The sequence below is a fragment of the Porphyromonadaceae bacterium W3.11 genome (assembly GCA_030434245.1).
GTDB lineage: Bacteria > Bacteroidota > Bacteroidia > Bacteroidales > Porphyromonadaceae > Porphyromonas_A.
Genome location: JAUISX010000001.1, coordinates 269,011 through 284,817 on the forward strand (window position 1 = coordinate 269,011; position 15,807 = coordinate 284,817).

The 15,807-nt window shown below is 39.9% G+C and carries 13 protein-coding genes; 7 read left to right on the top strand and 6 right to left on the bottom strand.

The window, feature by feature from the left end:
* Positions 1-8: 8 nt before the first annotated feature.
* Both QYZ87_01030 and carB read left to right on the top strand, forming a co-directional pair.
* A complete protein-coding gene (locus tag QYZ87_01030) occupies positions 9-1,025 on the top strand; it encodes a carbamoyl phosphate synthase small subunit (protein ID MDN4753121.1) in 1,017 nt (338 codons plus the stop codon).
* Between the two features lie 9 nt (positions 1,026-1,034).
* Entirely contained in the window at positions 1,035-4,268 is a 3,234-nt protein-coding gene (gene carB / locus QYZ87_01035) for a carbamoyl-phosphate synthase (glutamine-hydrolyzing) large subunit (GenBank protein ID MDN4753122.1), read from the top strand.
* A 133-nt stretch (positions 4,269-4,401) separates the two neighbouring features.
* Here the strand turns inward: carB and QYZ87_01040 are convergent, their stop codons facing one another.
* Both QYZ87_01040 and QYZ87_01045 read right to left on the bottom strand, forming a co-directional pair.
* Positions 4,402-5,361, bottom strand: a complete 960-nt coding sequence (locus QYZ87_01040; GenBank protein ID MDN4753123.1) for an alpha/beta hydrolase — start codon at positions 5,359-5,361, stop codon at positions 4,402-4,404.
* A gap of 170 nt (positions 5,362-5,531) precedes the next feature.
* Entirely contained in the window at positions 5,532-6,452 is a 921-nt protein-coding gene (locus tag QYZ87_01045) for a DUF5655 domain-containing protein (GenBank protein MDN4753124.1), read from the bottom strand.
* Positions 6,453-6,897: 445 nt separating this feature from the next.
* Between QYZ87_01045 and QYZ87_01050 the strand changes: the two genes are divergently transcribed.
* Both QYZ87_01050 and QYZ87_01055 read left to right on the top strand, forming a co-directional pair.
* Positions 6,898-7,080 (top strand): hypothetical protein, encoded by a 183-nt coding sequence (locus QYZ87_01050; protein MDN4753125.1) that lies wholly within the window; start codon positions 6,898-6,900, stop codon positions 7,078-7,080.
* Between the two features lie 359 nt (positions 7,081-7,439).
* The gene (locus QYZ87_01055; GenBank protein ID MDN4753126.1) at positions 7,440-8,744 is read left to right on the top strand and encodes a metallophosphoesterase; all 1,305 of its coding nucleotides are present in this window, start codon (positions 7,440-7,442) and stop codon (positions 8,742-8,744) included.
* An 82-nt stretch (positions 8,745-8,826) separates the two neighbouring features.
* Here the strand turns inward: QYZ87_01055 and QYZ87_01060 are convergent, their stop codons facing one another.
* Genes QYZ87_01060 through QYZ87_01070 form a run of 3 tightly spaced genes read right to left on the bottom strand, consistent with a single transcriptional unit; the run spans position 8,827 to position 13,002 of the window.
* Positions 8,827-11,019 carry an ATP-dependent Clp protease ATP-binding subunit gene (locus tag QYZ87_01060; GenBank protein ID MDN4753127.1) on the bottom strand — a complete coding sequence of 731 codons (2,193 nt, stop codon included), beginning with the start codon at positions 11,017-11,019 and terminating at the stop codon, positions 8,827-8,829.
* Between the two features lie 2 nt (positions 11,020-11,021).
* A complete protein-coding gene (locus tag QYZ87_01065; protein ID MDN4753128.1) occupies positions 11,022-11,672 on the bottom strand; it encodes a cytidylate kinase-like family protein in 651 nt (216 codons plus the stop codon).
* Between the two features lie 34 nt (positions 11,673-11,706).
* On the bottom strand, positions 11,707-13,002 hold the full coding sequence (locus QYZ87_01070; GenBank protein MDN4753129.1) for an acetyl-CoA hydrolase/transferase C-terminal domain-containing protein: 1,296 nt from the start codon (positions 13,000-13,002) through the stop codon (positions 11,707-11,709).
* Positions 13,003-13,568: 566 nt separating this feature from the next.
* Here QYZ87_01070 and QYZ87_01075 point away from each other — a divergent pair.
* The gene (locus QYZ87_01075; GenBank protein ID MDN4753130.1) at positions 13,569-13,772 is read left to right on the top strand and encodes a hypothetical protein; all 204 of its coding nucleotides are present in this window, start codon (positions 13,569-13,571) and stop codon (positions 13,770-13,772) included.
* A 259-nt stretch (positions 13,773-14,031) separates the two neighbouring features.
* On the opposite strand, the gene QYZ87_01080 is transcribed toward QYZ87_01075, so the two are convergent.
* On the bottom strand, positions 14,032-14,766 hold the full coding sequence (locus QYZ87_01080; GenBank protein MDN4753131.1) for a S24 family peptidase: 735 nt from the start codon (positions 14,764-14,766) through the stop codon (positions 14,032-14,034).
* 46 nt (positions 14,767-14,812) lie between these two features.
* On the opposite strand from QYZ87_01080, the gene QYZ87_01085 reads away from it, so the two are divergent.
* A complete protein-coding gene (locus QYZ87_01085; protein ID MDN4753132.1) occupies positions 14,813-15,196 on the top strand; it encodes a hypothetical protein in 384 nt (127 codons plus the stop codon).
* Between the two features lie 13 nt (positions 15,197-15,209).
* On the top strand, positions 15,210-15,581 hold the full coding sequence (locus QYZ87_01090) for a hypothetical protein (protein MDN4753133.1): 372 nt from the start codon (positions 15,210-15,212) through the stop codon (positions 15,579-15,581).
* Positions 15,582-15,807 lie beyond the last annotated feature (226 nt).

Here is a 15,807-nt window from a genome sequence, read left to right on the forward strand (position 1 = left end):
TGACCACTATGCAAAAAAAAGCAGTACTAAGACTAAGTGATGGTACACAATTTGAAGGCTACGCCTTTGGACACACTGGAGTTGCATCCGGTGAGATCTACTTTGACACCACCATGATCGGTTACACAGAAGTCCTTACAGATCCTGTGTACAAAGGAAAATTACTAACACTCACCTACCCTATCATTGGAAATTATGGTATGCCTAAAATGGATCTCTGGGAAAGTGAGACCATACAGCCTGCAGGTATTATCGTACACGATTATACTGAGAAGTATAGCCATTGGAATGCAGTGGAGAGTCTCAGTGATACCATGAAACGTGAGAAAGTAGTAGGTATATATGGGATTGACACTCATATTTTAGCCCAGAAGATAGCCTCTACACCGAACCTTACAGGTCAGATAGTACCTGTTAATAGCAGCGAAAATGCTATTGAAATCGTAAAAGCAGGTCAGCCTAAGGAACCAAAATATATTGATCAAAAAGCGGAGAAAACTATTTTGATGATTGACTTGGGTGCAAATAAAACGTTCGTACAAACTTTCGTGGACTCAGGTATCAATATCATTAAGGTATCAGGGACTGAAGACTTCTCAATGTTAGACTTTGATGGCATTGTCATCAGTAATGGGTATGGAGAAGCTGCAGATTATCCAGAAGTCTTGAATCTAATTAAGGCGTCGATGGAAAAGGATATCCCAGTCTATGGCTGTGGTATTGGATATGACTTGATGGCCGAAGCCGTAGGGATTCATAATACCCCTATCCTTCCCGCTCATCGTTCATTAGGACAGCCAGTAATCCAAAATGGCACCAATAGCTGCTTTATCACTAGGATGTCACATGGCAGTGCTATCGACACCAACAGCTTACCTAGTAACTGGAGAGCTTACTTTACCCACCTAAATAGCAAATGCAACGCTGGTTTTATTCATGAAAATGGCAGATATGTAGCCACCACATTCCAGCCTGACAATGGAGAAACTAGATTTATTATCGATCACTTTATCTCAAATCTATAACCACAGAATATGAAAAAATATAACAAGGTATTAGTACTTGGTTCAGGAGCACTTAAGATCGGGGAAGCAGGAGAATTTGATTACTCAGGTTCTCAGGCCCTCAAAGCTCTTCGTGAAGAAGGAATTGAAACCGTATTAGTTAATCCCAACATCGCCACAGTCCAGACCTCTGCGAATGTAGCTAACCAGGTATATTTCCTACCCGTAACGCCTTACTTCATTGAGAGAGTGATACAGAAGGAACACCCTGATGGCATCTTACTCGCTTTCGGTGGGCAAACAGCCTTGAACTGTGGTGTAGAACTTTATCGAACTGGCATCCTAAAGAAATACAATATTGAGGTATTAGGGACTCCTGTGGATGCCATCATGGCTTCTGAGGATCGCGATATTTTTATCAAAAAGCTTGATGAAATCAATGTCAATACTATCCAGAGTAACGCTGTAGAAAATATTGAGGAGGCTCGAAAATCTGCTAAGGAACTCGGTTACCCTGTCATAGTACGTGCAGCCTATGCTCTTGGGGGTTTGGGTAGTGGCTTTGCAGACAATGAAGAGGAGCTTAATGAGATTGCAGAAAAAGCCTTTTCCTTCTCGCCTCAAGTCTTGATTGAGAAAAGTCTCAAAGGCTGGAAAGAAATAGAATTTGAGGTGGTAAGGGATAAGTATGATAACTGTATTACGATCTGTAGCATGGAGAACTTCGACCCTCTCGGCATCCATACAGGCGAGAGTATCGTAATAGCTCCAGCTCAGACATTAACAAAGTCTGAGGCCACTAAACTCAGAAACATAGCCATCTCGATTGCACGTCATATAGGTATCGTAGGAGAATGTAACATCCAGTTTGCTCTAGATACTGAGAGTGAAGACTACAGAGTCATTGAGATTAATGCTCGTCTTAGCCGCTCTTCTGCTCTAGCATCCAAAGCTACTGGCTATCCACTAGCTGCTGTAGCGGCGAAGATTGGTTTGGGATACGGACTCCACGAGATTCCAAATCCAATGCTCCCCGTAGGTACAGCTTACCATGAACCTACTCTTGATTATGTGGTCTGCAAGATTCCACGCTGGGACTTAAGTAAATTCCATGGGGTTTCACGCGAACTAGGTAGCTCTATGAAGTCTGTCGGCGAGATCATGTCTATCGGTCGCAATATCGAAGAGGTGTTGCAGAAAGGACTGCGAATGATAGGACAAGGGATGCACGGATTTGTTGAGAACAAAGAACTCATCATCCCTGATGTCGATAAGGCGTTAAGACAACCAACAGATAATCGCGTATTTGTTATCAGCAAAGCGTTCAGATTGGGTTACACAATTGACCAGATTTACGAACTGACCAAGATTGATAAATTCTTCCTCAATAAACTAAGAAATATAGTTGATACAGCTGAGGAGCTTGAGAGTCTTTCTGGGGTGAATGAAATTCCGAGCGACCTACTCAAGAAAGCTAAACGTCAAGGGTTCTCTGATTTCCAAATCGCTAGAGCCGTAACGAAGAATGAAGACACTACTTCATTAGAGGATGTCCAAAGTGAGGTTAGAAGATATAGAAAATCATTGGGTATCTTGCCAGTTATTCGACAGATTGACACAATGGCAGGTGAATATCAGGGAACGACTAACTACCTATACCTAACTTACGATGGCAATAAGCATGACATCGAAATTGATCATGAGGAAGAAAGCGTCATCGTACTGGGCTCTGGTGCTTACCGTATTGGTAGCTCAGTAGAGTTTGACTGGTGCGGGGTTAGTGCACTGAATACTATCAGAGAAGAGGGTTATAAGTCTATTATGATAAACTATAACCCAGAGACCGTTAGTACAGACTATGACCTCTCAGATAGACTCTACTTCGACGAACTGACTTTTGAGAGAGTTCAGGATATATTGGATATAGAGCAACCTAAGGGGACCATCTTATCCACAGGGGGACAGATCCCTAATAACCTGGCCATTAAGTTGGATTCTGTTGGAGCAAAAATACTTGGGACTCAGCCTAAGGATATTGACAATGCCGAAGACAGACATAAGTTCTCTGCCATGCTTGATAGTATTGGGGTAGACCAGCCCGCTTGGAAAGAATTAACATCACTGAGTGATGTCCAAGAGTTTGTAAACGAAGTAGGCTATCCTGTATTAGTCCGCCCTTCATACGTTCTAAGTGGTGCTGCGATGAATGTTTGCTCTAATGATGAAGAGCTGGAGCGTTTCTTACAGATGGCAGCTAATGTATCTCAGAAGCATCCCGTGGTGGTCTCTCAATTTATCGAAGAAGGTAAGGAGATTGAACTTGATGCTGTAGCTGATAAGGGAGAAATTATCGCTTACGCGATCAGCGAACACATCGAGTATGCTGGGGTTCACTCTGGCGATGCGACCATTCAATTCCCAGCACAGAAATTATATATCGAGACCATCCGAAGGATTAAACGTATCACACGCAAAATTGCTAAATCGCTAAATATCTCAGGACCTTTCAATATTCAATTTATTGCAAAAGAGAATTCGATTAAGGTTATTGAGTGTAACCTTCGTGCGTCTAGATCTTTCCCATTCGTCAGTAAGGTCTTAAAGTACAATATGATAGACTTAGCGACTAAGATCATGCTGGGTCGTCCGTATGAGGCACCACAAAAGAGTGCCTTTGACCTCGATTACGTGGGTATAAAAGCTTCACAATTCTCCTTCTCACGCCTTCAGAAAGCAGACCCTGTATTAGGTGTTGATATGACCTCTACAGGAGAAGTTGGATGTATTGGCAGCAGTACAGACGAGGCTATCCTTCAGGCTATGTTATCAGTAGGACAGAGGATACCTCAGAAAGCGGTATTAATGTCAACTGGGGGTGCTAAGCAAAAAGTAGCACTCTTAGATGCTGCGAAGCTACTACACAAGAATGGATACACGATCTTTGGCACCGAGGGGACATGTAACTTCCTGAACTATAATAAGGTCCCATGCGAGATATGCTACTGGCCTAGTCAGGAGGGGAAACAGCCTCAAGCATTAGACCTCCTTCATAATAAGGCCGTTGACTTTGTAGTAAATATTAATAAAAACCTTACTGCTGGTGAACTGACTAATGGGTACAAGCTTCGTAGAGCAGCGGTTGACCTTAATATACCAGTCATCACGAATGCTAGACTAGCATCAGCCTTCATCACAGCGTTCAGCAATATCTCACTTGATGATATTAGTATCAAGAGCTGGAGTGATTATAGTAGTCACGAGTAATGTGTGCCAATCCATTTGGATTGAGCCTTAAAGTAAATAAGAGGAGAGTGAGTACTGGTACTCACTCTCCTCAATATTTATAGTCAATCCCCCTTATTCTAAAGCGATTCACACCTATAAGAGGAAAAGAACGTTACTTGCTATAGAAATCTTTAGGACTATCTACCATTTTCGGAATCCGATTCATATCTCTGTAGTTTATATCTATCTGCAACTTTTTCCTACCAAAAATGTAGTCCTGTATGAACTGATATATCTCAGGCAAAAAGTCCACCATTGGGTACTCTGCTACCTCGTGCCCATTGTCCACCATTGGGTACTCTGCTACCTCGTGCCCATTGTCCACCATTGAATAAAATAGATAGGGATAGTTACTTGTCTTGAATTGCTTTGCTACAGATTTGGAGCCAAACATCCCAACTCTGAAAAATCTAATGCTATTATATGGGACCAACTTATCCTTATCACCATGGAACATAAGGGTTGGAGCTGGAGCCATCTCATACTTGAGTGCCCCCTGAGTACTATATATACTACCAGAGAAGGAAATTACTCCTGCGTATTTAAAATCAGAAGGAAGTATTTTAGCGGATTCAAATCCATTACACATCTCATAGTCAGCTTGCAGGACAGTAATAGCACCAGCACTCGAACCACTAATAATGATTTGGTCACTATCAATATTCATTTCATTAGCATTTTCAAGAATGTACTTGGTCGCTCTATATAGATCCTCTACAGCCCACTCAATGGATTTTATCATCGGCTTTTGATTGAAAATAGAAGGAGCTTTCTCTCCTTTCATACCCAAGCGATAATCTATTGAGGCCACCACAAAACCTTTATCTACAAAATAATTAAAGAAATCCTGATACTTTTCAGCGTCCCTACGTCCATCTTTGAACCCACCACCGAATACGAATATTATACAGGGCTGCTTTTCAGCTGACGAAGTTGAATAGATATCCATCTTCATAACGTCTGATGCACCATGGGTTGCATACACATAGGTCTGCTTATTCTGTTCCCCTGCATAGCTAAGCAAAGGGAGCAAGCATAGCACTACGAACAATACTCTCTTATACAATTTCATATACGCTCCAATATTTCATTCAAGATACAGGTAGTCTTTTACTAATTAAGATCTTCTTATTATAAAACAAAATATTTATAACAAAAGTAGTTATCTAAAAATACAACACCAGTTATAGAATAACAGAAAATCATATCATTTATAGCTTTCCTAAGCAAGAGTAAAACGCACTATCTCATGTTATGTTTATAGGACTGCTTGATTAAGCTTAATATATAATCAATATCCTCATCATTGTCTACTTTAATTTCATAATCACCATTACCCCAGTGTCCTGTACTAGAAACATCTCGAGCAATACCCTTAGGATCGTCTAGCTTGCTATGAGAAATATTCACCCACATCTTCAGAGCATTTTTCTGAATATGAATATCTACTACATTTTTGTCTGCTACAAAAGCGATATATAACTTTTTGGGCTTAACTTCTAGATCCCCAATAGTCAATATTTGGGTCCTAAAAGTCTCATATAACTCCTTCGTTTTTTCAGAAGCTCTTACTAAATGGTCTTCTTCAGTATAAGTTCTGATTTCTTCATTAACTTTTTCTATATCTTTATTTTCTCTACTTATGGTTTTAATGCTTTCGCTAGCACCCGACGTCTTGATGCGATTGTATATAATCATATCATTTGAATATCTTTTCACTTCAAAAAGCTCTATCGGAAGGTCCTTAAAATTAATAGCTTCTTTTTGATAAGTTGTAAAGGATGGAGAAATAAAGATCACTCTTGATTGTGACCAATCGACATCATCACGCTTAAGTACTTCAGCTGAGTTCTCATTGTATTCAAGAATAAAATCAGCTTTATTATTAAGCATTAATGAAAGATAAGCATATCCTTGATCTATAACACTAAAGTTTTTATCCCTTTTGTATTCAATAATAACGAATGATTTACTATTATGATCATAAGCCAAAGTATCAAGTCTAAAGTTATTTAAGCTAAACTCCGACTTGACAAAATCAAGTCCAAAAAGCAAGTCTAAATTTAATTCAGTTAAGTTTTGAATCTCCTTTTCAAGCTTAAACGGAGATTCCTTAATGCTTACTAGTTTATTACCACTTTGATCAATTTTATAGAGTGCCATTAAGTATGATTTTTCGATTTTATTATTAATAATAGAGCAAATATATAAAATATAAATCTATCTACTCTTCCTTACCACTTATTAGAAACTAAAACAACCCCTGCTGGAATTAAAATCGTATGTGTATTGTATTAGGAATCAAAATCATCTAGCTTTTTAGTAAGATAATACACGTTTTTCTTAATAAATTCTTAGTGACGGTTAAGTATAGTACAATCTAGCAAAGTAAAAGCAAGAATAGAGGACGAAATACAGGCACTAGAAATAGCGATTTTTTTCCATTGGAAATAATTACTTTTTATACCCTCGTAACCTCAATAAGCAGACTTAAATGTACGTATCGTAATAGATAAGCATATAAAATTCAACCGAAATGATATTTATTGTGAGTTTAAAATATTATATTTGTCTATATAGAAGTTATCACTGATTAAATATTTTGATTATGAATAATACTAAGAAAGTACTCTGGACCATAGGGATTATCCTAGCTGTAATTATTATCGCCTATCTTATAAAGGGTGTTGTGTGGATTTCAAGCATGGCTGTAAAGATAATATGGATATCAGCACTCGTTATCATAGGGCTGATAGCTTTGTACGGTATATGGAAGAGCAAGAAAGACTGATTCAGTATTGATAATCCAGATGTTATAGTAGATGTTCGAAATACGTACAATTATATGCGTTTTTAATAACTGCAACATATCATAAAAATATTTTGCCATAATTATTTTTCTCAGCATATATAATAGATGTATTATCTTGATTACTATTAATCTATCATTATCAATCATTTTATCTACCGTTAATTATACAGACTTTTATAGCTGTTTTAAATCAGGAAAGTCTGATTTAAGACAGCTATGAAACTATATATAGGTTCCCAGAAGTCACTTTAATTTACCTCAATAATAATTAGGTCGTAATATTATTATCATAACTTTGAAAACAAAAAATTCTTAAGTACAACATTTCATAAATAAAAATGAAAGTAAAGGCAGTCATAGCTAGTGATCTACACCTGATGTCAAATGAACTGGTAATAGAAAATGGATCATCTTTCCAAAAAGTTCTTGATGCAGATCGTAAGCTTTTGGTAGAAAGTGAAGTTATCCTTGACCATTTTCTTAACGAAGTAAGGTCAATCAAGCCTGACCTCCTCTTACTGCCAGGAGATCTATCCAAAGATGGTGAAAGAATCAATCATATCCTCTTAAGCAAAAAACTTGACCAACTAAGAGAAGATGTGGGAACCCTCTCATTTGTTGTACCTGGAAATCACGACATCAATAATCCCCACTCTAGGTATTATGTTGGAGATCATTATACCACTGCCGAACGAACATCTCCTGATGAATTCAAGAAGATCTATGCCCATCATGGCTACGCTGGCACTAACCTAATAGAACAAGGACCAGACCTATGCTATGTATCAGAACCATTCAATGGTATTTGGATACTGGGTATTGATTCGTGCATATATGACAATAACCTTGAAGAAAATTACCCTCACACGGGTGGTGCTATTAGTGAGGAGAGACTAAAGTGGATTGAAAAGATAATGAAGCGAGCGATATCTGAGGGAAAACAGGTATTGACTATGATGCACCACGGAATCCTAGAGCACTTTCCAATGCAGTCATACTTGGCTCGAGAGTATCTAGTAGATAACTGGCCACTTACTGCACATCGCCTCTCCAATGCTGGTATAAAAACAATTTTCACAGGTCACTTTCATGCTCAGGATATAGTATCGCTCAGATTTTCTAAAGGACTACTATATGATATTGAGACTGGATCTATCGTCACCTACCCATGTCCATATAGAGTCATAGAGGTCTATGACGATCGGTTAGAAATCAAAAGTAATATGATTCAGCTACAAGGCCCTATCACTAATGGCATGACCTTAGAGGAATTTTCCTACAATCATATTCGTGATGGAATACCTGGGTTGGCAAACTTTTTAATTGGCTACATTCAAAAACGCTATCCTGGAAATCTGAATGATACGCAAGCCATGATGATAAAAGAATTAGTACCTCAGTTTACTCCTCTTATAATGGATATTTACGCGGGACATCTCTCTGGTGACGAGACTGGACTTACTTATAGTGAAGATAACTCAGAAAATTCGGAGAGTACCCCATCTAGCGGAGATCTCATGATACAGCTAAAGCAATTAATTGATATGACAGCTCCCAAATACTCCCCATTACTATCTACTATTGAAGGAGCGTTGCATAGTAGCAGCTTACCTGACAATGATCTAGTAATATGGCTTGATTAAGTCACAAACAGATATCTAATACAGAAAAAAGATACCGATAAATCTTCATGACTTATCGGTATCTTTTTTTCAAAACTATAGATTATCTTGCTTGAATTAACTCAGGCTCTTTGATAACCAGTTTGGATGAATTATCGTCATTATCAATGTCTATATGATATGAGTGACCTTCAGTAATATCACCATCTAACAACCCTTGGGTTATTAGCTCCTCAACGTAAGTAGCAATAGCACGCTTTAGAGGACGAGCACCATACTTAGGATCGAAGCCTTTCTTAGCCAAGAATTCCATAGCCCTATCGGAGTATGTCACATTAAGCTTCAGCTCTTTCAACCTTATATCAAGCTCCTTTAGCTCAATAGCTACGATTTTTCGGATAGCTGCAATAGAGAGAGCATTAAATGTGACTATCTTATCAATACGATTAAGGAACTCAGGAGCAAAGGTCTTCTTCAGCATCTTCTGTATTACCTCCTCTGACAACTTAGAGACATCTTCAGTCTTAGAATCCCGGAACCCAATACCCGTTCCAAACTCATTCAACTGCCTAGTCCCCACATTAGAGGTCATAATGATGATAGTATTCTTAAAGTTTACCTTGCCACCATTACTATCCGTAAGGACACCATCGTCTAATAGCTGCAAAAGAAGGTTATGAACATCTGCATGAGCCTTCTCTATCTCGTCAAATAGAATAACAGAGTAAGGTCTTCTCTTTACCTTCTTTGTCAGCTCGCCACCTTCATCATATCCAACATATCCAGGAGGAGCTCCAACCAATCGAGAGACAGTATGCTTCTCCATAAATTCACTCATATCAATTCGGATCATAGCATCTTCGCTACCAAATAGTTCTTTGGCCAATTTCTTAGACAAATGTGTCTTACCTACACCAGAAGAACCCAAGAATAGGAATGTCCCGATAGGCTTAGATGGATCCCTTAAGCCCACTTTATTCCTCTGAATCGCACTTGCTACCGCCTCTACGACATGATCCTGTCCAATCACTTTTTCTCTAAGTCTATCCCCTAGTTTCGAAAGTGTTTCTAGGTCATCTTTGGTAAAAGACTCAATAGGAACCCCGCTAGATAATGAGACTACTCTCTCTACATCCTCAACTGTCACAATGACATCCTCAGTCATAGATTCACCACTCTCCAGAGCCTCTTTGTATTCTTCTAGCTTCTGGATGCTAGCTTTCTCTTCATCTCTATACTTTGAGGCCATTTCATAATCCCCCTCCTGAACAGCCTTAAGTTTCAATGCTCGCATCTCTTCAATCTCTGCGTCAAACTGAGAGAAGTCAACAGGCTTCTGACCTTTCATAAAAGCATATGCTCCAGCCTCATCAAGAGCATCAATCGCTTTGTCAGGGAAAAAGCGGTCTGTAACATATTGATCCGATAGCTTCACTGCAGCCTCGAGAGCTTCCTCCGAGTACTTCACATGATGATGCTCCTCATATCGAGGGCGGAGCTTCTTAAGGATAGCCAACGTCTCCTTATTATCCGGAGCTGGCACCACTATTTTCTGAAAACGGCGATCCATCGCCCCATCTTTCTCAATAGTTTTACGATACTCCTCTAGTGTGGTAGCTCCAATGCAGCGTATCTCACCTCTAGAAAGTGCAGGCTTGAGAATATTGGCAGCATCTAACCCACCCTGAGTATTCCCACTACCTATGATAGTGTGTATCTCATCAATATAAAGGATAATATCTGGATGACTCTTCAGCTCCTGAATCATACCCTTCATTCTTTCCTCAAACTGTCCACGATACATCGAACCAGCCACAATACTCCCAAGATCCACCTCCACAATCCTCTTATTGAGCAAAAAGATGGGGACCTCATTGCGTACTATTCGCTGGGCTAAGGCTTCTACAATTGCAGTTTTCCCTACCCCCGGCTCACCCAGTAAGAGAGGATTATTTTTCTTTTTTCTAGATAATATCTGGGCTATTCGCTGAAGTTCATCTTCGCGACCATAGATAGGATCTAGCTTATCCTCCTTAGCTTGTTCATTAAGCCATGTGCCAAACTTGTCCAGCGTAGGCGTATCACTTTTCTTCTTGGCACTTCGCTTTGCAGAAGAACTATCACTACTGGTTGAGTTAGAGCTATTCATTAATTCTCCATACTCATCCTTCCCCTTATCTTCATCGTCCTTAAAGGGATTCTCTGTAACAAATTGAATATCTGATTGATTTGTCTGATCTCTATTATTATATAAAATATCTTTATCTTTCTTTTCTAACATATTTCCTCGCTTCATAATTATTTATCTTTGATAAAGCCTTTATGTTTCATTAGCTCCACTATGATATTAACAGCATAATCTGTGCCAATGTCACTTAGTCTCAAACAAAGATCATAATTACAAGCCTCTCCCCAATTTCTTGATGTATAGAATGTATAATATTCCCTTCTCTTCTTATCCGCTTTTTCAATCTCAGATATAGCCTCATCTTCTGACTCTAGAGATAATCTTTCCATAACGTTTTTGACCCTACTTTCAAGCGTATCAGCCACGAAAATAGACAATAGTTGCGGATGATCTCGTAAGACATAATCTGCACATCTACCGACGAAAATTGCAGACTCTTGCTCAGCTAAACGCTCTATAGTCTCCGCCTGCATTGTAAAAAGGTGCTCGTTGGACAAGTAATTATTAGTATATATGAAGAATGAATTAGGGATGCCTAATCCCGCACCATATACTATAGGCATATTAAATTTATTTTCCTCATCAGCTTTCTCAAAGAGTGCTTTTCTGATATTAGCGTCTTCGGCAGCTTTGTCCAAAATATTTTTCTCATACACTTTTATCCCCAATCTCTCTTGAAGTGACATCGCGAGTTTCAAGCCACCACTACCAAAAGAACGACCTATACAAAGTGCAAAATGATTGTGTTTATTCTCAGCCATATCTTTTCCTTTATCGTATCAAAAAGACTCGTTCTTAGTAGATTTCTCTACCAAAAATTTTTCTTGCTTCTTCCTCTAACCCCTCTCTAAAATTAGGGTGTGCTACGCTGATCAGTTGCTTTGCTCTTTCAGCTTCTGTATTCCCAAGAAGCTTTGCCACCCCATACTCAGTAACGATATAATCTACATCATTCCTCATCGTTGTAACCACATTCCCCTTTGATAGGAGTGACTGAATACGAGACACAGTACCTCCCTTAGCGGTTGATTGTGTAGCGATAATACTTTTGCCCCCTTTTGATAACCTTACACCTCTAACGTAGTCAAATTGACCTCCTGATCCGCTAAACAACTTGCCACCAATCTTTTCACTACAGACTTGACCAAAGAGGTCTATCTCTACACATGAATTGATGGAAATCATATTGGGGTTCTGACCTATGACGTATGGGTTATTGACATAATCCACAGGATATTGCTCAAATTCATCATTGTCATCAAGCCAGTCATATAAGGCCTTATCACCAATAGTAAAGGATGCTACCATTTTATTTGGATGTACAGCCTTGTACTTACCCGTAATAGCTCCACTCTTATAGAGATCTAGGACGCCAGGAGTTAGCAATTCTGTATGGACACCAAGATCCTTCCTACCAGACAGACGACTAAGTACGGCATCAGGTAATGCACCGATACCTATTTGCAAGCAGGCTCTATCCGGAATCAAATCAGCACAATATGCAGCAATCTTTTGATCTAAATCACTAGGCTCGACCTTAGGTAAAGTGTATGCTGGAGTACTATCCTCAACAATGACATCAATTTCATCCTCTAACAAAAAGTTATCTCCACCTATATATGGTAATGTTGGATTAACTATGGCCATCACCTTTTTTGCAGATCTAGCGGCGGGCAAGGTGTAATCAGTCGACAAGCTACAACTATATCGCCCCTGAGCATCTGGAGGCGTTACCTGGACCACGGCCCAGTCAGGAGCTACCGAGTTACCTTTCTCAAAAAGCTCAGGAACTCTACTAAAGTGACATGGGATAAAATCAGCACGTCCTTCATTCATAGCAGCTCGCATCTCCTTACCTGACATAAATGGAGAAATAACCCTAAAGTGATCCTTCATCTCTGGAGCCATGTGAAGAGGCTTCCCCATAAATATCAGATGAAAGATAGATAAATTCCTAAAACGATCGGACTGACGAACGAGTTCTTCAACAACACATCCTGGAGAGACAGACCCATGACCAAGTACGATAACCTCATTGTCCTGTATTAGACTCACTGCAGCTTCGAGTGATTTAATTTTATTTGAAACCATAAATAATTGCACGTTACTATTATTATTGTGTAAACATATACCACAAACTTAAGGAAATTTCTCTAACAGAAAAGCTTTTTTTGAGTATCATGCCATAAACAAATCATTCGGGCAGACACATTATACATGAGAAACAACTGATTGAGCTCAAAAATCACAATGAAAAGTCTATAACCTAGGTACTTAATGAACGATATTTATTAAAGCCTCCCAACTTAAGAGCCATGTAGATCAACCAAAAACTCAAAAGTCTCCCACTTTAAACACATCAATACTGAGACCATAATAAAAAATGCTTCAAATTGTAAGTACAAAGACCAATTATAGCCACGTTTTCGTCTAGACATATAGGGGGGAGGGAACGAAGCGTACTTGGATAATATAGGGGTTTAGGGGTCGTATGTGTTTATATGATAGTGGGTTATGATGGAATGATGGAGAGGTGATGGAGAAAACGAAATGTTTATTTTGGTTGATTTTGGGTTAATTTTGGGGGTGGATGGTCGAAGGATGGTCGAGTAAATGTTAATCGGGTGATGCTGGAGCATTGAAATAGCATCGTAATTGTGGGTAAAAAGGGCGGAAAGCTGGCTTGTGGGCTGGCTTTCCGCTTTTGTTGTGTCTGTGGTCGAGGGGTGGTCGAATGGTGGTCGTTTGGGCGAATTTTGAGCACCGATTATTGGCGATTTGAGGGGTGGTCGGAGGATGCTCGAGCGGTGATTTTTACCCTTGGGTGGACAGTAGGGTGGACAGTAGGGTGGACATTTTGAAATGTTAAATCAAAACGAAATGGGATTGTAGGGTGGACGGTAGGGTGGACAGTTGAGCGCACAAAGTGTGTAAGTAGGATATGGACAAATGCACCTTTTGAAGACGTAAACCGGTGAAATATGGTTTTAAGGTACCCACTAAGTACCCCCACAAAATACACACTTTTTCTCGAATAAATGGCTTAACATACTGTATATTAGTTGTATATGCTTTGTTGTGCCTGTTTTTGTGAATTTCCATAGGTACGAGTCGTTTGTATTATGCTATGGTATGAAAGGATACGGATACCTTTACGAGTGCGATGTGCCTCACTTGCTCCAATGATATATACATCGGTTGGTACCTCTCATTTTCCGAAGTTAGTAGGATTCTGCCCTCCTCTCCATCTACCCTTTGTACATACTTAACCACGATCATGGAGTCGCCATCCATATCGAAATCGACGATATACATGTGCCCATACATTATATTATTAATGTCGTGCTCCTTATATAGTAGTATATCTCCGCTCTTGACGGTTGGTGCCATGCTGTCGCCTCGTGCTACAATTGCCCCATCACACCTCGGTGCGTTTGGTATAGAGATGTAGTCAATGATGTGTTGGCTGATGTCACCTTGTGCAAAAAGCCCTGCTGTTGCCTCCAGTTCGTATAGAGGCACCTTTTGCTGCTGTATCTGCTTTTCCTCCACCTTAAAATCACCAATGGTCTTCACCTCTGGCTGATTTCGTTGTGTAGAGTAGTCGAATGAAGCGACGGCAGGCACCTTGCGAAGCATATCGCCTTGTCCTGTTAAGAGCCAATCGGGTGAGACATCACAATAATAGTTGAGAAATCTCATCAGGTTATCTTCACTAATGCCATTGTCTTGCGAAAGAACACCGCGGGTAATGCCAGTGTCCTTATAGCATTGATACTGTGAAATACCCTTGTACTCCAGGTAGCTCAAGATATTTCGCTTAATAATCGAATTAATTTGTTTGTTTTCTTGCATAGTTGAGAAATCTTGCGTATCTTTGTTTGCAGATAAACAATGTTGAATGGCTACAAATATACCGAATATGAAGCAGATTATTGTTACGAACGAAATTCGCGAGCGCTTGATGCAGCTCTTTGAGGTGAACCGAACTACGATTTGGCGTGCCTTAAATTATCGAGGAGAGAGTGCGTTGTACCCCAAGATCCGCACCGCAGCCATCGAGATGGGTGGTGAAGTGGTGGGCAGTGATAAGCTGGAGACCAGCTACCCTGTTGGTCGCATGGTGCAGACCTATGGCGGCCGCCTACGGATAGAGACCGACCTAGGCAATGCCCTCACCATTGTATATGTCGATGGCGAAGAGCAGGAGCGACAGAAGGGTCTCAGTGTGGACCGATACACCCGCCTGCAAGAGAAGTACATTCGAAAAGTTGATGTGCAGTAAGTAGCGAAAGAATATGGAGTACTACCAAGAAGCTACATATAGAAAGGATAACAATATGGAAAATATGATTGGCACATGCGGGCTATTGCCCCAAGAGGAACAGGAGTTATGGGATAATAAGCTGGAGAAGCAAGGACTAAAAGAGATACCTGCAAACCTCGAGGAGCATCTATTAGAAGAGTTGCAAAACATCAAATCCCTCTGCGATGAAGCAATACGAGAAATTAACACAGCAGGTATTACCTCCCGTGTCAGTGATATATTGGCTGAAGAGGTGCCCGAAAAGAGCGAGGGTCTATTTGATTTGATTGTCTATCGGGGTCGTAAGTCTAACTCTGAACTTTACATTGCCACTGAAGATAAAATTAAGCAACGCACACTGTAATGACTCTCTAAAGATGATAGTCTCATGAGCGTAAGCAGTCTGATAAATGAGCAGGTCACGACGAAGTACATCTCCTTTTCTAGCAGATTTGTGCTCTGAGTATCTAACACCAGCACATGCCCAGGAGTCACAAAGCTTTTTAGCGAGCTTGGTTATTTCTAGACATTCAGCGTGATACTCACTTTCTATTCTTAGGTCTATCACAGTTTCATATTTACCATTATAC